The sequence below is a fragment of the Deltaproteobacteria bacterium genome (assembly GCA_016709225.1).
GTDB classification, from domain to species: domain Bacteria; phylum Myxococcota_A; class Polyangia; order Nannocystales; family Nannocystaceae; genus Xiheibacterium; species Xiheibacterium phototrophicum.
On the sequence record JADJEE010000012.1, the window covers coordinates 89,554 to 107,200 of the forward strand.

General features: G+C 72.1%; 11 protein-coding genes and 1 pseudogene. 5 read left to right on the forward strand and 7 right to left on the reverse strand.

The window, feature by feature from the left end; all coding sequences use genetic code 11:
* Positions 1-5 precede the first annotated feature (5 nt).
* The 3 genes from IPH07_25335 to IPH07_25345 all read right to left on the reverse strand — a co-directional run bounded on the left by IPH07_25335 (position 6) and on the right by IPH07_25345 (position 5,301).
* Positions 6-1,292: a hypothetical protein gene (locus tag IPH07_25335; GenBank protein MBK6920745.1), complete on the reverse strand. Its 1,287-nt coding sequence runs from the start codon at positions 1,290-1,292 to the stop codon at positions 6-8.
* Positions 1,293-1,413: 121 nt separating this feature from the next.
* A complete protein-coding gene (locus tag IPH07_25340; GenBank protein MBK6920746.1) occupies positions 1,414-2,448 on the reverse strand; it encodes a LamG domain-containing protein in 1,035 nt (344 codons plus the stop codon).
* A 207-nt stretch (positions 2,449-2,655) separates the two neighbouring features.
* Positions 2,656-5,301, reverse strand: a complete 2,646-nt coding sequence (locus IPH07_25345; protein MBK6920747.1) for a serine/threonine protein kinase — start codon at positions 5,299-5,301, stop codon at positions 2,656-2,658.
* A gap of 245 nt (positions 5,302-5,546) precedes the next feature.
* Between IPH07_25345 and IPH07_25350 the strand changes: the two are divergent.
* A pseudogene (locus tag IPH07_25350) lies at positions 5,547-6,704 on the forward strand (sigma 54-interacting transcriptional regulator).
* A gap of 120 nt (positions 6,705-6,824) precedes the next feature.
* Positions 6,825-8,771, forward strand: a complete 1,947-nt coding sequence (locus IPH07_25355; GenBank protein ID MBK6920748.1) for a hypothetical protein — start codon at positions 6,825-6,827, stop codon at positions 8,769-8,771.
* 10 nt (positions 8,772-8,781) lie between these two features.
* Here the strand turns inward: IPH07_25355 and IPH07_25360 are convergent, their stop codons facing one another.
* From IPH07_25360 to IPH07_25370, 3 genes are read right to left on the reverse strand one after another with little or no spacing between them, the layout of a single operon-like run.
* Entirely contained in the window at positions 8,782-8,970 is a 189-nt protein-coding gene (locus IPH07_25360) for a hypothetical protein (protein MBK6920749.1), read from the reverse strand.
* Positions 8,970-9,356 carry a thiol reductase thioredoxin gene (locus IPH07_25365; GenBank protein ID MBK6920750.1) on the reverse strand — a complete coding sequence of 129 codons (387 nt, stop codon included), beginning with the start codon at positions 9,354-9,356 and terminating at the stop codon, positions 8,970-8,972. Before IPH07_25365 ends, IPH07_25360 begins: the two co-directional genes overlap by 1 nt.
* Before the next feature lie 45 nt (positions 9,357-9,401).
* Positions 9,402-10,397: a sigma-70 family RNA polymerase sigma factor gene (locus IPH07_25370; GenBank protein ID MBK6920751.1), complete on the reverse strand. Its 996-nt coding sequence runs from the start codon at positions 10,395-10,397 to the stop codon at positions 9,402-9,404.
* A gap of 89 nt (positions 10,398-10,486) precedes the next feature.
* Here IPH07_25370 and IPH07_25375 point away from each other — a divergent pair, with 89 nt between their 5' ends.
* Positions 10,487-13,813 carry a glycosyltransferase gene (locus IPH07_25375; protein MBK6920752.1) on the forward strand — a complete coding sequence of 1,109 codons (3,327 nt, stop codon included), beginning with the start codon at positions 10,487-10,489 and terminating at the stop codon, positions 13,811-13,813.
* A gap of 48 nt (positions 13,814-13,861) precedes the next feature.
* Here IPH07_25375 and IPH07_25380 read toward each other — a convergent pair whose 3' ends face one another.
* Entirely contained in the window at positions 13,862-15,415 is a 1,554-nt protein-coding gene (locus IPH07_25380; GenBank protein ID MBK6920753.1) for a GNAT family N-acetyltransferase, read from the reverse strand.
* Positions 15,416-15,490: 75 nt separating this feature from the next.
* Between IPH07_25380 and IPH07_25385 the strand changes: the two genes are divergently transcribed.
* Entirely contained in the window at positions 15,491-16,450 is a 960-nt protein-coding gene (locus tag IPH07_25385) for a YihY/virulence factor BrkB family protein (GenBank protein MBK6920754.1), read from the forward strand.
* A gap of 49 nt (positions 16,451-16,499) precedes the next feature.
* A complete protein-coding gene (locus tag IPH07_25390; GenBank protein MBK6920755.1) occupies positions 16,500-17,525 on the forward strand; it encodes a hypothetical protein in 1,026 nt (341 codons plus the stop codon).
* Positions 17,526-17,647: the final 122 nt, after the last annotated feature.

A 17,647-nucleotide genomic window follows, 5' to 3' on the forward strand; every position in this document is an offset into this window, starting at 1 on the left:
AGGTACTAGTCGTCGACCGCGCGGTGCCAGGCGTCGATCGCTCGGCTGCGCCCCTGCGCCGCGAGCTCTCGGGCGGAGGCTGCGGCCTGATCGGCAAACGCCGTGAGTTGCTCGGGTGACGCCGCGCCCTTGACCGCCGCGACCTCGTCGTCGACCACGCCGGTGAAGCCGAGCACCGCGCGCCCCGAGGACGTTTGCGCCAACTCGCCGCGCCAGTCGATCTTGGCCATCGTGCGCAACAGGTAGCCGCCGACGATCCGCGCGACCAGCAGCTTGTCGGTGATCTTGCGCAGTGCCGCGTCCGGGTCGCGGTCCTCGAGTGCAGCGATGGTGTCGCGCACCAGCTGCCGCTCGTCATCGCCGAGCAGCGGGCTGGCCTCGAGCTTGCGCAGGTTGGCAAGCGCGCGCTCCGGATCTTCGCGACGGATGCCGACGTAGGCACCGATGAGCCACACACCCTCGTCCTCGAGTCCGAGCGTCTGCGCGTCGGCGAGCCCGGCCTCGAGATCGACGAGCGCCTCGTCCTCGCGCTCGAGCTCGAGGCGGACGAGCCCCCGCAGCAGCACGCCCGGCAGGTGCCACTGCGCGTGGACGAGCGCCGGCTCGGGAGCCGGTGGTGCCATCGTCTCGATGAACGCCTGCAGCTCGTCACCATGTCCCTCGAGGTCGTCGAGGTACGCGGTGAGTGCCTCGTCGGCGAGGTTGGGCCAGTGGTACTGGTAGAACGTGCCGGCCCTGAGCAACCGCGCCAACAGCCGCACGCCGACCACGTCGATGCTCGCGGGCTCGAGCTGCGAGAGCTCGTAGACCACGAACGGCCGCGGCGCGGCCTGGCTGGCCGACCACAGGGTCGCGAGCACCAGGTGCTCCCAGTCGGGGCCGTACCACGGCAGCACCGCGTTCGCGCTCCGCGGGTCCCCCGACGCGGTCAGGAACTGCTGCAGCAGCGTGGGGTAGTCGTCCTCTTCGGTCACGCGCAGCTCACCGCGCAGGTCGTAGAAATCCTGCGCCAACGCGATGTAGTCCCGCGGCGCGAGCGTCGGCACGCCCTCGCTCGACGCCGTGGGTCGCAGCAGCCGCGTGAAGATGCCGGCGCTGAGGCGCCGGATCTCGCTGGCGGAGGGATCGATCGCCGCGCCGGGCTCGACCGGCGCCGAGCGCAGCGTGATCTTGAGCCCGCGGTACAGCACCGTCTCGGGCGACTCGGTCAGCTCCCGCAGCTCTCGACGTTCGCGCTCGATCGGCGTCTCGCAGGTGGTGAAGCCGCACGCGACCACGAAGAGCAGAATCACGGCGGCGACGGTGCGCGCGGCGGGGGACGGCGAACCCGGCATCGGCGGATCGTAACGCTCCACGGGCGTCGGGGGCTCCGGGACCATGCGAATCCTCCGACAACCGCGGATGAAAGCCGTGTCAGCTGCCGGCCGCGAGCGCGGCGATCTCCTCGGGCGGGAGCACGCGTCCGTACAGCCGCACGTCATCGAGTGCGCCGTGGAGGAAGCGCGCGATGCCGATGTCGCCGTGCTCGTCGTCGCAGCCGAGGTAGACCGGCTGCTCATCGACCTCGTAGAGCGAATTGTCGACCTCGTCGATCAACACGCCGTCCTGCCACAGCTGCATGTGCGCGCCGTCCCAGGTGCCGACCACGTGGCTCCACTGTTCATCGGGCAACGGCGTGGTGAGGGTGCCGCCCGTGTCGTCGACCAAGCCGACGTGGAAGCGCGCGACGTCGACATCGGACGCGTCGACGGTGACCGCCAGCCGCCAGCTGTTGTAGGGCAGATCGCCGACCGGCTTGGTGACTGCGCCCATGAACCCGTAGCCGGTGCCCTGGCGTTGCACCCACGCCGCGAGCGAGAACCCATCCTCGAGTCGGAGCGCGTCGACGAAACCGAAAACCGCACAGTCGTCGACGCCGTCGAACTGCGCCCCATTGCCCACGCGCCCCGGCACCACCGCGGGGCAGGTCTCGGTTCCGCAGACAGCGACACCACCGAGACTACCGGCGTTCTCGAAGCCCTCGGTCGACGCCGCCTCGAACTCGAACCACAGCAGAGGCTCGCTCGGCACCGGCGTGCCGGTGGTGCTGCCGACCGAGGTGGTATCGAGCGACCCACCCGACGAGCTCTCGCCGACGACGCCCGAGCTCTCGAGCGCGCCGACGGTGCTGCTGCTGCTGCCGAGCCCACCGGAGTCGGCGACTGCGCCGGTGCTGCCGGCCCACGGCACGCACATGCCGGACAGGCCACCGCTGTGCGCCCCATAGCGCTGCCCGGAGTCGCAGGCCACGTCGGGGAAGCTGCACACCGACTCGGGCTGACACACGCCGTCGCCACCGGCACCACGGCACTCGTCATCGCTCGCACACGCAAACCGCTCGAGCGTGCATGCACCGAACGAGAGCGGCGTGCAGACGCACGCCAGCCCGATGGCCGCCACTCGCAGCATGTCCGACCGCCAGGCTAGCACGCCGTTGGTCTCGCCGCTGCGCGATGGGCCTGCCGCGAGTGTCGTGCGCGCTACCGCGAGTGCGGCCGCGCGACCCCGATCGTCGTCGCGACGCCTGCGAATCGTTGGATTCGCGAGGCCACGAGAGTGGCGGCCTCGCGCACCGATGCCCGCCCGCGCTCCGCCACCTACGGCGCGACGCCTGGGCTAAGGCGCGAGTCCACGCTCGATCGCGGCGCGCAGTGACGGCGGGTCGTCGTCGCGCAGCAGGTCGCGCGCGTCGTGCAGCGCGGCGCGGGCCAGGTCGGGTCGAGCGCAGGCGCGATGGGCTTCGCCGAGGTGGACCAAGAACCGCACACGCGCGCGACGATCGCTGGCGGCGCTGCGCTCGACGACGTCGAGCGCACGCGTCAGCGCGGCAACTCCTGCCTGGCAATCGCCGCGCCGCTCGGCGACCTGTGCGAGGTTGCCGAGCGTGTCCGCGACCGCCGGATGATCGGCACCGAGGGCGCGCTCGCGGATCGCCAGCGCGCGCTCGAAGTCCGACTGCGCTGCATCGAGCTGGCCCTGCGCGAGCTCGACGTAACCGAGCCCCGACAACGAGGTCGCGAGCTCGGGATGTTCCGGTCCGAGGGCGCGTTCGCGGATGCGGAGGCTCTCGGCGAGATCGCTGCGGGCCGCGGCGACATCGCGCATCGACAACGCGGCCATGCCGCGGCCGTGCAGTGCCGCCGCGACATCGAGGTGATCGGAACCCAGCGTCGCGCGCAGGATGCCGTGTGCACGATCGAAGGCGGCGCGCGCCTGTGCGGGGCGATCACGACGACCTGCGATGCTGCCCAGCACCTGCACCGCAGCCGCCACCGCCGGGTGGCGGTCCCCCAGTAGGCGCTCACGCAGGGCCAACGCGGCGGCGGCGTCGAGCTCGGCCTGCTCGAGCGCACCGCGACGCGACGCGATCGCGGCGCTGACCAGCAGCGCCCGCGCCCGCAGCTCGCCCTCGCCGAGACCGGCGTGGGTGATCGCGAGATCGGCGTGGCGCAGCCACGCATCGCCGGCGTCGAACCTCGCCATGCGCTGGCCGACCAGCTCCGCGAGTGCGAGCGCAGCGGCGGCCGCCAGCTCGTCGTCGGCCGCCTCGGTGGCTGCGAAGTAGGCCCCTTCGAGGGTCGCCTCGGCGCGCTCGAGCTCGCCCTCGTCGACCTCGAGGCGCCCCTTGGTGAGCGCGACCGCGGCGTCGAGCGACGGCCACGCGACCGCGCGCGCCTCGAGCGATGCCGCCGCGAGACGCGTACGAGCCTCGTCGAAGCGGCCGGCGTCGGCGACGATCTCGACCAGGCCGAGCCCGCGCTCCACCGCCCGCACCGTCGTCGCGACCGCTGGATCGTTCGCGCGCGGACGAACGATCGCGAGCCACGCGTCGTCGTCGCATCGCGCCGGCGACGGCAGGTCGGCGGCCGCGAGCACGGCCCTGCCCGCGACCAACGGGTCGGGGTCACCGAGCACCTCGACCAGGCCCGACACGCGCGCGAGGTCGTCGGCGTAGCAGCCGCTACGCAGGGCATCGAGCGCCTCCGGCGGCTCGCCCGTCGCCGCCCGCAAGCACGCCTGCATGCGCCCCTCCTGCCACTGCGCGACGTGGCCGTCGAGCCACGGGCGCGCGAGCGCGAGGCTGGTCGCCGCCGACGGCGACAGCTCCGCTGCGATGGCGTCGTTCCACGTCGCCGTCATCGCATCGCGGGCTCGCTCGCACTCGAGCACATGGGCCCCCTGACGCTGCTCGTGCACGAGCTGCCGCGTCGCGAGCCCGGCGAGCACCGCGGTCATCGTACCGCTCGCGATCGCGAGCGTCCGCCGTCGCCGCGTCCGACGACGCCGACGGGCGGGCACCGCCGCCAACGCGTCGAGTGCGGCGCGCATGCTGGGGTAGCGCCGCCGGGGATCGACGCTCAGACCCCGCGCCACCACCCGCACCAACTCGTGTGGCACCCGAGCCCTCAGCTCGCTGGCATCGAAGCCGCGCTGCATCGACCGCAGCAACGCGACGAGGCTGCCGCCGCCGGCGAACGGTCGCCGACCGAGCAGCAGCTCCGCGAGCGCGACGAAGAACGCAAACTGATCGGCGCTGGGCTCCCGCTGCGTGGTCGACCAGCACTCCGGTGCGAGATAGGCCGGCGAGCCGACCAGCTCCGCCGCGGGGTCGTCCGCGGTGTCGCGCTCGGCCGTCACCGCCGCGGCGCCGGCGATCGCCCGCGACAGGCCGAAGTCGACCACGCGCGACCGACCATCGACGCCGACCAGCACGTTGTCGGGCTTGAAGTCGCCATGCACGATGCCGACCGCGTGCGCGGCGGCGAGCGCCTCGCCGGCCGCGATGCAGACCTGCAAGGTCTCCGACCATGCGCGCGCCCGCGTCTGCGACCATCGGCGCAGCGACTCACCGGCGACGTAGGCCATCGCGATGAAGATGCCGCCAGAGGTCGCGCCGACGTCGTAGACCTCGACGATGTTGGGGTGCGCGACCTTGGCCAGCGCGCGCGCCTCGGCGAGCAGCTGCTCGTCGCCGCCGGTCAACAGCGACGCGACCGTGGCGTTGGCCCCGAGCCGGTCCCACGCGAGCGCGCTGTCGCTGGCCCGCGCGTGCCGTCGGTGCACGATGAGCTTGACCGCCAGCTCGCGGTCGAGGTCGGGATCGTGTGCGAGGTAGACCACCCCCATCGCGCCACGCCCGAGCTCTCGCACGAGCCAGTAGCGCCCAACGTGCGTGGACGTCGCGCCGCGCAGGCTCGAGGTCGACACGTCGGCACCGACCACGGTGCCGACGTCGCGCGGGCTGTGTTGCTCGGGCTCCACGGGTCGCGAGCGGCAATCAAACCACGGCCGCGCCCGCTTGTACCCCTGCCGCGCCGGGTCGCCGGGGGTTTGCACGCAGGCCCGTGACAGACGCCGCGGTCTCGCGCCACACTGGCACCCTTCCCGTGGCCGAATCCGACGACGCCGCGACCCGCCCGAGCGTCGCCAGCAGCAGCGGCGCCCCCTGCCTGGTGGTGTTCGACGAGCAGGGCCTGCGACAGATCGCCCTGAACGACGGCGCCGAGCTTCGCATCGGGCGCGGCGCCGACGTCGAGGTGCGCCTCGATCGCGAGGCGATCTCGCGACGCCACGCGGTGCTGCGGGTGGGCCCGCCGATGACGATCGAAGATCTCGGCAGCAGCAACGGCACCCGCGTCGCCGGCGTGCGACTGCCCGCCAACGTGCCGACGCCGATCGCCCCCGGCGACGTGATCGCGATCGGCGAGGTCACGCTCTTGGTGCAGGGCGCCAGCGGCACACGCGGCGGCGGCAACATGGTCCGCGTCGGGGGTGCCGGCCTGGCCGACGACGACGTGCTGCGACGCATCGCCCACAGCGACATCAACGTGCTCCTCTTCGGCGAGACCGGCGTCGGCAAGGAGGTGATGGCCAAGAACCTCCACGAGCGCTCGCGCCGGGCCGGCGGTCCGCTGGTCGCGATCAACTGCGGTGCGGTGCCCGACCACCTGCTCGAGAGCGAGCTGTTCGGGCACGAGGCTGGCGCGTTCACGGGCGCGACCACGACCAAGCCGGGTCTGCTCGAGACCGCCGGTGGCGGCACCGTGTTCCTCGACGAGGTCGGTGAGTTGCCTGCGGCGGCACAGGTGAAGCTGCTGCGCGTGATCGAGGAGCGCAAGCTCGTGCGCGTCGGAGGGATCGCGTCGCGCAGCATCGACGTGCGATTCCTGGCCGCCACCCACCGCGATCTGCGGGCCGACGTCACCGCCGGCCGTTTCCGCGAGGATCTCTACTACCGCCTGTCCGGCATCACACTGGCGATACCGCCGCTGCGCGAGCGTCTCGGCGAGCTCGCGGGTCTGGTCGAGCAATTCGTGGCGACCGCGAGTGCGCGCCTCGACCGTTCGCCGCCATCGGTCGCGCCGGCCACGGTCGCGCGGCTGCGCAGCCACGCCTGGCCGGGCAACATTCGCGAGCTCCGCAACGTGCTCGATCGTGGGCTGGTGTTGTGCGGCGGCGACGTGCTGTTGCCGGAGCACATCGTCTTCGACGCGGTGTCGACGACGACTGCGCCCGCCGACGACGAGCGCGGTCGAATCCTCGCCGCGCTCGCGTCGTGCGCCGGCAACCAGACCCGCGCGGCGGAGCTGCTGGGTATCGCTCGCAAGACGCTGGGCCTGCGCATGGACGCGCTCGGCATTCCGCGGCCCCAGAAGAGCCGGTGAACGAGAGCCGCTGGACCCGCCGCCGCGCGCCGGGGCCGGTGGATTCGACCCGATTGCGCGATCGAACGCATGATTGCGCGACGATCGAAACATGGCGCCGATTCTCGATACGATGCGGACATGCGTGACACAGGAATGCTGTCGCGGTGGGTGATCGCGTGCTCACTCGTGGCGAATGGTTGCAATGACGTCGTCGAGGCCTCGGATACCGGTGAAAGCGGTGATTCGAGCACCAGCCGGACGACGACCGACACCAGCGGTTCGACGACGACGGCGATGACCGCCGACAGCAGCGGTGGGGGCAGCACCAGCAGCGCGACCTCGGAGGCGTCGTCGAGCGAGGGCTCGAGCGGGCGCGACGACACCACCCGAGGCAGCTCGAGTTCGAGCTCGACCGGCGACGGCAGCTCGAGCTCGACCGGCGACGGCAGCTCGAGCTCGACCGGCGACGGCAGCTCGAGCTCGACCGGCGACGGCGGCTCGAGCTCGACCGGCGACGGCGGCTCGAGCTCGACCGGCGACGGCGGCTCGAGCGGAGCCTCGTCGAGTGGTGATGCGAGGGGCACCAGCTCCGGCGATGGCGGCTCCACCGGCGGCTCGGGCTCCACCGGCGGCGCGAGCTCCGACACCGCCACCACCACCGACGGCGGTGGCTCGGGCGGTGCCACCGACGCGAGCAGCTCTGGCGGCATCGAGCCGTCGTGTGGCAACGGCGTCGTCGAGCCCGGCGAGATCTGCGACGACCAGGGCGAGTCGGCGGCGTGCGATCTCGACTGCACCGCGGCGTCCTGCGGCGACGCCGTGGTGAATGCCTCTGCGAGCGAGCTCTGCGATGACGGCAACGGGGCCGATGCCGATGGCTGTGACGCCGACTGCACCACCACCGACGTGGCCGCGATCGCGGCCGGCGGCCAACACACCTGCGCGCTGTTCGACGCCGGCGCCCTGCGCTGCTGGGGTGCCGGCGCCAGTGGGGCGCTCGGGTTGGGCGACACCGCCGACATCGGCGACGACGAGGCGCCCGCGAGCACCGACGTGATCGATCTCGGGGGCTTCGCCGCCGCGATCGGTGCCGGCTACTTCCACACCTGCGCGCTGCAGGACGACGGCTTCGTGCGCTGCTGGGGCGACTCGACCTACGGCCAGCTCGGCCTCGGCGACACCGCACACATCGGCGACGACGAGCCGCCGGCGGCGGTCGGGCCGATCGATCTCGGTGGCCCGGCGACGCAGCTGATGGTGGGCGCCTTCCACAACTGCGCCATCCTGGCCAGCGGCGACGTGGTCTGCTGGGGTGCGGGTGACCACGGGCAGCTCGGCCTCGGCAATACCGAACACATCGGCGACGACGAGCTACCCAGTACAGTCTCGACCGTCGACATCGGCGGCACGGTGCTGCAGCTGACCGCCGGCGTGCAGCACACCTGCGCGCGGCTCGACGACGGGTCGGTGCGGTGCTGGGGCGAGGCCAGTGAGGGACAGCTCGGCTACGGCAACACCGACGATCTCGGCGACGACGAGCTGCCCGGCAGCATCGGCGTGGTCGATCTCGGCGGTGACGTGGTGGAGCAGGTGGTCGCGGGCGGCTTCCACACCTGTGCGCGGGTCCAGGACGGCGGCGTGCGCTGCTGGGGTGCGAACAACTTCGGGCAGCTCGGCTACGGCAACACCGAGAACCTCGGCGACGACGAGCTGCCCAGCACCGCCGGGCTCGTGGACGTCGGTGGCGTCGCCATCGATCTCGCGGGCGGCTTCTTCCACAGCTGTGCGCTGCTCGAAGACGGCAGCGTGCGCTGTTGGGGCTTCGCGGACTTCGGCGAGCTCGGCCGCGGCGACACCGTCGCGATCGGCGACGATGAAGTCCCCGGAAGCGTGGCGCCGATCGACCTCGGCGGCCCCGCGGATGCACTGAACTCACGCAACGATCACACCTGCGTGCGACGGCTCGATACCCACGGCGTGCGCTGTTGGGGGCTGGGCGGTGCGGGTCGCCTCGGCTACGTCGGCGTCGACGACGTCGGCGACGACGAGGCGCCCGCCGTCATGGGCGACGTCACCGTGTTCTGACGGCGTCGCGTCAACGACCGAACAGCTGCCGCAGCCATCCGCCGCCGCCGCCCGCCGGGTCGGCCTTGCCGTCCTGCGCGGTCTCGCGGCAGCGGCAACGCTCGGCCGCGGGCACGTCACCCAGGACCTGCTCGATGTGCGCGCCGCAGCCGGCGAAGGTGGGACGCTTGCAGGTTGGACATTGGACTCGTCGACACATCACGCACCTCCCATGGGGGCTTGCGACGCCCCTCGTTCGAGCTCGATCGTTCGCCGCACCTCGTCCATGTCGAGCGCGGCCACCTTGCGAAGAACCTCGTCGAGCACGCCACCGGGCACCGCGCCCGCTTGCTGCAGCAACAGGACGCCGTCGCGCAGCACCAGCAGCGTCGGAATCGATCGGATGCCGAACGCCGCCGCCAGACCCGGCTCGGCCTCGGTGTCGATCTTGCCGAACACCACGCCGGGGTGCCGCGCGGCCGCAGCCTCGAACACCGGTGCGAACATCCGGCACGGGCCGCACCAGGCTGCCCATACGTCGAGCAGCACCGTGCCCTGGCCCACGATCGCCTCGAAGTTCGACTCCGTCACCGTCACGACTGCCATGCGCTGGACTCCCCGCAGGTGGGAGCCGCGGGCGACGAAAAGGATTCAGCCCGACGTGGGGCCGAGCAGGCCGCGCAGCGCGACCCGCACGCTGGCCTGCACCGCCGGCGGGACCGCCGTCGTCGGCCCGGCGGTGCGACACAGCGCCAGCGTTCGCTTGAGCGAGTCGCAGGCGCCGCGGCAGCGCTCGCAGCCCGCCAAGTGGCGCTCCATCTGCGCGCACACGTCCGCGCTGATCTCGTCCTCGAGGTGCTGGGAGAAGGTCGTGAGTACGTCGGGGCAGCTGGTCGCGGCCGCCGGCGGCGCGACCCCCAACGACGGCGCGAGCGCGGCACGTACGGCCAGGCGCGCGCGATGAAGTCGGCTCTTCACCGCCGCGACGCCGATGCCGAGCACCTCGGCGACCTCGGGCGCGGTGAGCCCCTCGACATCTCGCAGCACCAGCACCTCGCGCTGCGCCGGATCGAGCGCGGCGATCGCCTGCTCGACGGCCTGCTCGATCTGCCGGCCCGCGACGGCCTCGTCGGGCGCGCGCGCGCCATCGGGCACGCGCTCGACCTCGTCGGCGGCCTCGCGCTCGACCGATGCGGGACCGTGGGGCGCGAACTTGCTGCGGCGGCGCTTCTTCGCGCAGTAGCTCCGCGCAACCACGTACAGCCATGTGGAGAGCGAGGACGCGCCACGGAACTCCCGCACGCCGCGGGCCATCGCGAGCAACGTCTCCTGCAGGACATCGCGGGCGTCCTCGGGATCGCGGCACATGCGTAACCCGAAGCGATAGATCCGTGCCTGCTGCCGCTCGAGCAATTGCTCGAGCGCGGCGCGATCCCCCTCGCGGGCGGCGGTCAGCAGCGCTTCGTCGGTGGCTGGCGTCGGGGACTCGCTCACGGCTCCACGGGGCTCGCCTGCGTATGTCCCACGAAATCGCGGTGGCGGCCACGTCGACACGTCCGCGCCAACCCAGCGAGGGGAATCGACCGAGCGCCGCGCGCCACGAGGGCGTCCCAGGGTGGACCTCGGCGCTCGGGCCCACGGCCCCATGTGCCGCGCGCGTCGCGTCAAGCCGATGGGCGCACCGCCGATGGTTGCTGGCGCGCCGTCGTCGATGCGGCGCGAGCGGTCGACCCCCGATGATCTTCGAAGACCCGACGCGACGACGACGACGATGGAGCTCCCGACTCGCCCTCGCCGTCGTCACGGCGGCGGCGCTGGTGGGACTCGGGGTGCTCGCAGGGCGAGCGCTGCCCACCGCGCGCAGCCTGCCGGCGACCGTGGTGGCCCCGCACGCCACGACCACGTGGGCCGAATCGCCGCCGTCCGACCCGACGGGCCCGGACGACGACGCGATCGCACCGCCGCCGACGCGCGAGTACCTCGCGCTGCTGCGGGCCCGCGAGCAGGCGGCCGATCGCGCGCTCGCCCGCATCGACGACGCCGCGCTGCCGCTGCCCGAGGGCACCCACCTGGTCTTCCACGTCGACGCCCCCGACGCCGACGCCAGCGTCGTTGCGCACGCCGAGGACATCGACGCGATCTCGCCCGATTGGTTCCGCGTGCGCGGGGCCGACTGCACCGTCGAAGTGATGCCCGGTGCGGGCCACGAACCGCGCCCTTCCCACGCGCTGCTGCTCCCGCGCGTGGCCAACCTCGACGGCGATCGCTGGACCAGTGCCGAGACCTCGAGCTTGCTGGCCGACGACGACGCCCGCGCCTGCGTCGCGTCGACGCTGGCGGCGGAGCTCATCGAGCGCGGCGCCGACGGGGTCAACCTCGACCTCGAGGCGCTCGCACCCGAGGACGCCGGCGGTGTGGTGCAGCTGCTCGTCGAGCTGCGCGAGGCCCTGCACCCTGCCGGGTTGCGCGTGACCATCGACGTCGCGGCCGGCGATCCCGCGTTCGACCTCGCCCGCATCGATCGAGTCGCCGACGCCGTGGTGTTGATGGCCTACGACCAGCACCACGCCGACGGTGCGCCTGGCCCGATCGCGGCGCGTGCATGGCTGGGCCAGCAGGTCGACTCCGCACTGGCCGCGATCGACCGCGAGCGTCTGGTCGTCGCGCTCGGCGGCTACTGCTACGACTGGCCGCGCAGCGGCGCTGCAACCTCGCGCACACTGGACGAGGCGTGGATCCTCGCGGCGCGCCACGGCCTACGCCCGCGGACCGTCGCTGAGACCGGCAACCTCGCGTTCGCCTACGATGGCGATGCGGGCGAGCATCGCGTGTGGTGCCTCGATGCCGCCGCAGGCGCCGACGCGCTGGCGTCGCTCGATGCCCGCGGGCTGCACCGCACGGCGCTGTGGCGCGCCGGCACCGAGGACACGCAGTGGTGGCCGGTGCTCCGCGCCGCCACGCCCGAGGGCCGCGCCGCCGCGCTCCGCCAACTCCCGGCGCCCGCCGGAGTCGTGACGCAGGGCCGCGGCGACGTCATCGTGCGGCAGGCGGAGCGTCGGTCGGGTCGACGGGTGGTCGAGCTCGACGCGGCTGGCTTCGTGCGCAGCGCCGAGCTCGAGCCACCGCATCCGACGCTGTTGCAGCGCGTCGGCGATACGGAAGGCGCCGGCGTCGTGCTGACGTTCGACGACGGACCGGATCCGACCTGGACGCCGGCGCTGCTCGACGCCCTGGCCGAGCTGCGGGCCCCGGCGAGCTTCTTCGTGGTCGGCGAGCAGGCGCTCGCGCATCCCGAGCTGGTGCGACGCGCCGCCGCCGACGGCCACGTGGTCGCGAGCCACAGCTGGAGTCACCCCGACATGGCCGCGCTGCCGCGCGCCGACGCCGACGGCGAGCTCGAGCGCACCGCACGGCTGCTCGAGGCCCTGCTGGGCCACGGGGTGTTGTTCTACCGCGCACCCTTCACCGCGTCGTTCGACGATGCCGACGCCGATCAAGTCGAGCAGCACGCCGCGGCCTTCGACCACGGCTACGCCTACGTCGCGGCGTCGGTCGACCCCGCCGACTGGGACCACGCCGACGCCGATGCGATCGTCGCGCGCGTGCTGGCGCAGGTCGACGACGGCGGCCGCGTGGTGGTCCTGCACGACGGCGGTGGCGATCGCGGGGCCACCGTGGAGGCCGTGCGTCGCCTGGTGCCGGAGCTCGCGCGACGCGGCCATCCCATCATCGGGCTCGACAGCTACCTCGGGCACCCGCCCGCCGCGCTGGCGCCCGCCCTGCCCCTGCCCCACGCGGCGATCGGCGTCGCCAACGGCGTGTGGTCTTCGCTCTACGCCGGCTCGGCCGCCGTGCTGCCGTGGCTGTTCGCGATCTGCACCGCGCTCGCGGCCGCGCGGATCGTCGCGCTGGCGGGGCTGGTCCTGCGACGCCCACCGGCGCAGCCCCGCCGCGCGCCGCCGCGGCGACCGCTGGTCAGCGTGCTGCTGCCGTCGTTCAACGAAGCCGCGGTGATCGAGTCGAGCGTGCGGTCGTTGCTCGCCGGCGACTACGGTGAGCTCGAGGTGATCGTCATCGACGACGGCTCCACGGACGACACCGCCGCGATCGCACTGCGCCTGGCCCGCGAGGACCACCGCGTCCGCTGCCTGCGCAAGCCCAACGGTGGCAAGGCCTCGGCTGCCAACCTCGGCATCGCCGCGGCGCGCGGCGAGATCATCGTGGCCGTCGATGCCGACACTCAGATCGCCGCGGACGCCATCGCCCGCATGGTCGCGCACTTCGACGATCCCGAGGTCGTGGCGGTGTGCGGCAACGTCGAGGTCGGCAACGTCTGCTCGGCGCTGACCGCCTTCCAGGCCATCGAGTACATCACCAGCCAGAACTTCGACCGCCGCGCCTTCGCGGCACTCAACTGCATCGGCGTGGTCCCCGGCGCCCTCGGTGCGTGGCGACGCAGCGCCGTGCAGGCGGTCGGCGGCTACAGCCACGACACCCTCGTCGAGGACGCCGATCTCACGCTCACGGTGCTGCGCAGCGGCGGTCGCATCACCTACGAGCCGCGCGCGGTCGGTCGTACCGAGGCACCACTGTCGCTGGGCGCGCTGTGGAAGCAGCGCTTCCGCTGGACCTACGGTACCTACCAGTGCCTCGCGAAGCACCGCGGTGCGCTGCTGCGCGGCACGCTCGGCTGGGTCGCGCTGCCCAACGTGCTGCTGTTCCAGGTGCTGTTCCCGCTGGTCAGCCCCATCGGCGACGCCGCACTGCTGTTCGCGCTCGCGACCGGCTCGTGGAGCGCCGTGCTTTCGGGCTACCTCGGGTTCCTCGCCATGGATCTACTGGCCTCGGTGCTGGCGTTCGCGCTCGACCGCAAGCCCATGCGCTGGCTGCCGCTGCTGCTGATCCAGCGCTTCACGTACCGCCAGTTCCTCTACCTGGTGAGCCTGCGGGCGATGATTGCCGTGCTCGCGGGTGGGCGCCACGGCTGGCGCAAGCTGGAGCGCACCGCGACGGTCATTCCGTTGGGCGCGCCGCAGACGGCGACGCTCGATCGCGCGGCGTGACGGCGAGGCGCCCACGCAGCAAGTGGACACGTCGCGTTCATCCACGGCTCAGTACTCCCGCTCGCCGTCGTCGTCGGCGAACGTCACGGCGTAGAGATCGCGGCGACGGTCGTGCCAGGTCCGCACCGATCCGGTGCGGAACGATCGCTGCAGCGTCGCCATGTCGAGGTCGTGGACCAGCATGACCTCGGCGTTCGGGGTCGCCTCCGCCGCGATGCCGTCGCAGGGGAAGGGAATGTCCGAGGGCGTGAGGATCGCCGACTGGGCGTAGTGGATGTCGGCGCCCTCGACCATCGGCAGGTTGCCGACCGCGCCGGCGGTCACGCAGTAGACGTGGTTCTCGATGCAGCGCGCCAGCGCGCACGAGCGCACGCGGATGTGCGCCGAGCGGATGTCGGTGTTGTAGGGCACGAACAGCACCTTCGCGCCCTTCGCCGCGGCCACCCGCGCCAGCTCGGGGAACTCGACGTCGTAGCAGATGAGGATCGAGACCAGCCCGCAGTCGGTCTCGATGGCTTCGACGCGATTGCCCGGCGAGACCCCCCACCAGCGACTCTCCGACGGCGTGATGTGGATCTTGTGCTGCTCGGCGATCGAGCCGTCGCGTCGGAACAGGTACGCGACGTTGAACAGGCGATCGCCGACCACGTTGAGGTGGGTGCCGGCGACGATGTTCACGTTGAAACGAATCGCCATGTCGACGAACGCGTCGACGTAGCCCTGCGTGAACTCGCTGAGACGACGGGCCGCCAGCCCTGGGCGCTCCGCGGGTACCAGCGACAGCAGCTGGTTGGTCAGGAGCTCGGGGAACAGCACGAAATCGGCGCGGTAGTCCGATGCGGTCTCGACGAAGAAGCGACACTGCTTCACGAACGCATCGAAGTCCGCGACCGTGCGCATCTGGTACTGCACCGCGCAGACCCGGATGCGCTCGCGGGCGGTCGCACGCGAGTGCGCGGGCGCGTAGTTGGGGTTCAACCACTCCATCAGCACCGCGTGGCCACGGGACTCGCGGTCGCTGGGCAGGTACTCCGGCAGCACGCGGATCAGCACGAAGCCATTGGCGACCTGAGCGGTGAGCACGGGGTCGCGCAGTCGCTTGTCGAGCACGCTGCGCACGTAGGCGTCGGCGTCGAGCCGATCGGCATGCGCGGCGTAGCCGGGGATGCGCCCGGCGATGAGCATGCGCCGGAGGTTGCGCGAGGTGACCAGACGTTGGCGGGCCTCGTACAGGCGTCGGGCCAGGCGCAGGCCCTGATGCTCGGGATGCACCGCGATGTCGATGCCGTACAGCGAGTCACCGTCGGGGTTGTGGTTGCCGATGCGTCCGCCGTCGCAGGCTTGGGCGAAGGTGTGGCGGCCCTCGTAGTCGCGGCCGTCGACCAACAGCGAGCTCGAGGTCGCCACCAGCTGGCCGTCGACCTCGACGCCGATCTGGCCCTCCGGGAAGATGCGAAGCTGGCTCTCGAACTGCTCGGCCGACCACGGCGCCATGCCCGGGAAGCACAGTGCGTGCAGCGCCTGGACCCCGGCCAGATCGGCCGGCAGCAGCGGTCGCAAGATCACGCTGCGCTTGCTCTTCTTCGCAGGACGGCCACTCATCCCGCGGAGCGTGCCAGCTCCGCGCACGAAACGCACGGCGTGTCTGCGGTCGGCGAACGCTGGTAGCCTCGCGCGGTGACGCCAGTGACCACACCGAGCGCCACCGAGGCCTCTGCGCCGCCGGCGACCTCGCTGCCGCGCCGCCTCGCCAGCTTCACCGTGCGGGTGATGCGGGAGTTCCGACGCAACCGCGGTTTCCTCTTGGCCGGCGCGCTCGGCTACAACACGTTGTTGTCGATCGTGCCGTTGTTCGCCTTGGTGGTCGTGGTGCTCTCCACCATCGTGGATCCCGCGGTGCTGGTCGAGGCCATCGCGCTGCAGGCCGATACCCTGCTGCCGGGGCGCGGCGATGCGATCACCGAGGTCTTCGAGGCCTTCGTCGCCCGTCGCACGACCATCGGCGCGGTGGGCTTCGTGGCACTGGTGCTGTTCGCGGCCATGGGCTTTCGCATGCTCGACGAGGCGTTCTCGGTGGTGTTCGAACGCAGCCCGCGTCCCCGCACGCTGCACCGGCTGCGCGCGTTCGTGCTGCCGCTCGCCTACGTGCTGCTGATCTCGACCGGCATCCTCGCGCTCACGTTGCTGATGGTCGCCTTCGATGCGTTGCCACCGACGGGCATCCGCGCGTTCGGGCTCGCGATCGACAGCGACACCGCGGTGCCGCTGGTGAAGGCGCTGGCGCTGCTCGGCCTGGTGCTGCTGTTGTCGTCGTTCTACTGGTTCATGCCGCAGGTGCACATCAAGCCCCGGCGGGCCATCGTCGGCGGGGTGGTGGCAGCGCTGCTCTGGGAGATCGTGCGCTCGATCATGATGTGGTACTTCGCGACGCTGTCGCTGGTCCACGTCGTCTACGGGTCGCTCGCGACCGTGGTGGTCTCGCTGCTCGGCCTCGAGGTGGCGGCGATCATCCTGCTGCTGGGCGCGCAGATCATCGCCGAGCTCGAGCGCGCCGCCGCCCACGGCCGCCGCTGGTACGAGGCCGCGCCGCCCACGACCGCCGCGGCGCCGGCGACCGACGGCGTTGCGACGCAGTGATTGCGCGCGGCCCCAGAAGCGGTCACAAGCCAGGGCAGCACCGGCCCCAATGCTGCTCACGCGAAGATTCCCGATCCGCCTGCTGCTCCTCTTCTCGGCCCCGACGGTGTTGCGCGCAGCCGCGTGGGCCACGGTGGTGTTCGCCCTCTACGCCTGGGCGGAGCTGACCTTCCTGCGCGTGCCGTTCCTGCCGATCGGCACCGTCGGCACCGCAGTCGCGTTCTACGTCGGCTTCAAGAACAACGCCGCCTATGATCGCTTCTGGGAAGGCCGCAAGATCTGGGGCGGCATCGTCAACGTCTCGCGCACGTGGGCGACCGCGGTGACCTGCTATGTCCACGCCGGGCACGACGACGACGACGCTCGTGCGGCCCGCCGCGCCCTGGTGCTGCGCCACCTCGCATGGGTCAACGCGCTGCGCCTGCAGCTGCGGCGGACCTCACGGTTCCACGAGCGCCCCTCGCGGACCACACGCGCCCGGCTCGAGCGACACGCCGAGCTCATGCGCAACGACTGGGAGCTCGAGCTTTCGCCGCTGCTGGCCGACGAGGAGCTCGCGGCGACCCGCGCGGTCGCCAATCCAGCGGCCCACCTGCTGCAGCGCCAGGGCGAGCAGCTCGCGACCATGGTGCGAGCGCAGCGGCTCGACCTCTTCCACCAGATCTCGATGATGGAGGCGATCCGCGAGATGTACTCGTTGCAGGGGATGTGCGAGCGCATCAAGAACACGCCGCTGCCCCGTCAGTACGCCGAGTTCAGCCGCCTGTTCACGCGGGTGCTGGCGGTGCTGCTGCCGTTCGGCATGCTCGACGTCTTCGCCACGCACATCGAGGCGGCGACCCGCGCGGGCCTGGTGCTCCCGGGGCTCACGATGGTGCTGTCGTCGAGCCTGGTCACGTGGGTGTTCATCATGATGGAGGGCATCGGCGACTCGAGCGAGGACCCCTTCGAGCGCAGCATGAACGACGTGCCGATGAACGCGCTCTCGCGGGGCATCGAGATCGACCTGCGTCAGATGTTGGGCGACACCGCGGTGCCGGCCCCCGAGCGCGCCGTCGATCACATCCTGTACTGATCCTCGGATCGCGGCCGACGAGCGCGTGGGCGCGCAAGCCCTCCGACGCGGTCCTACAGGGCCGTACGCCGCAATTCGGCGACCGCGTGCGTGCGTCCTGAAGGGCGCGATCCCGGGGATCT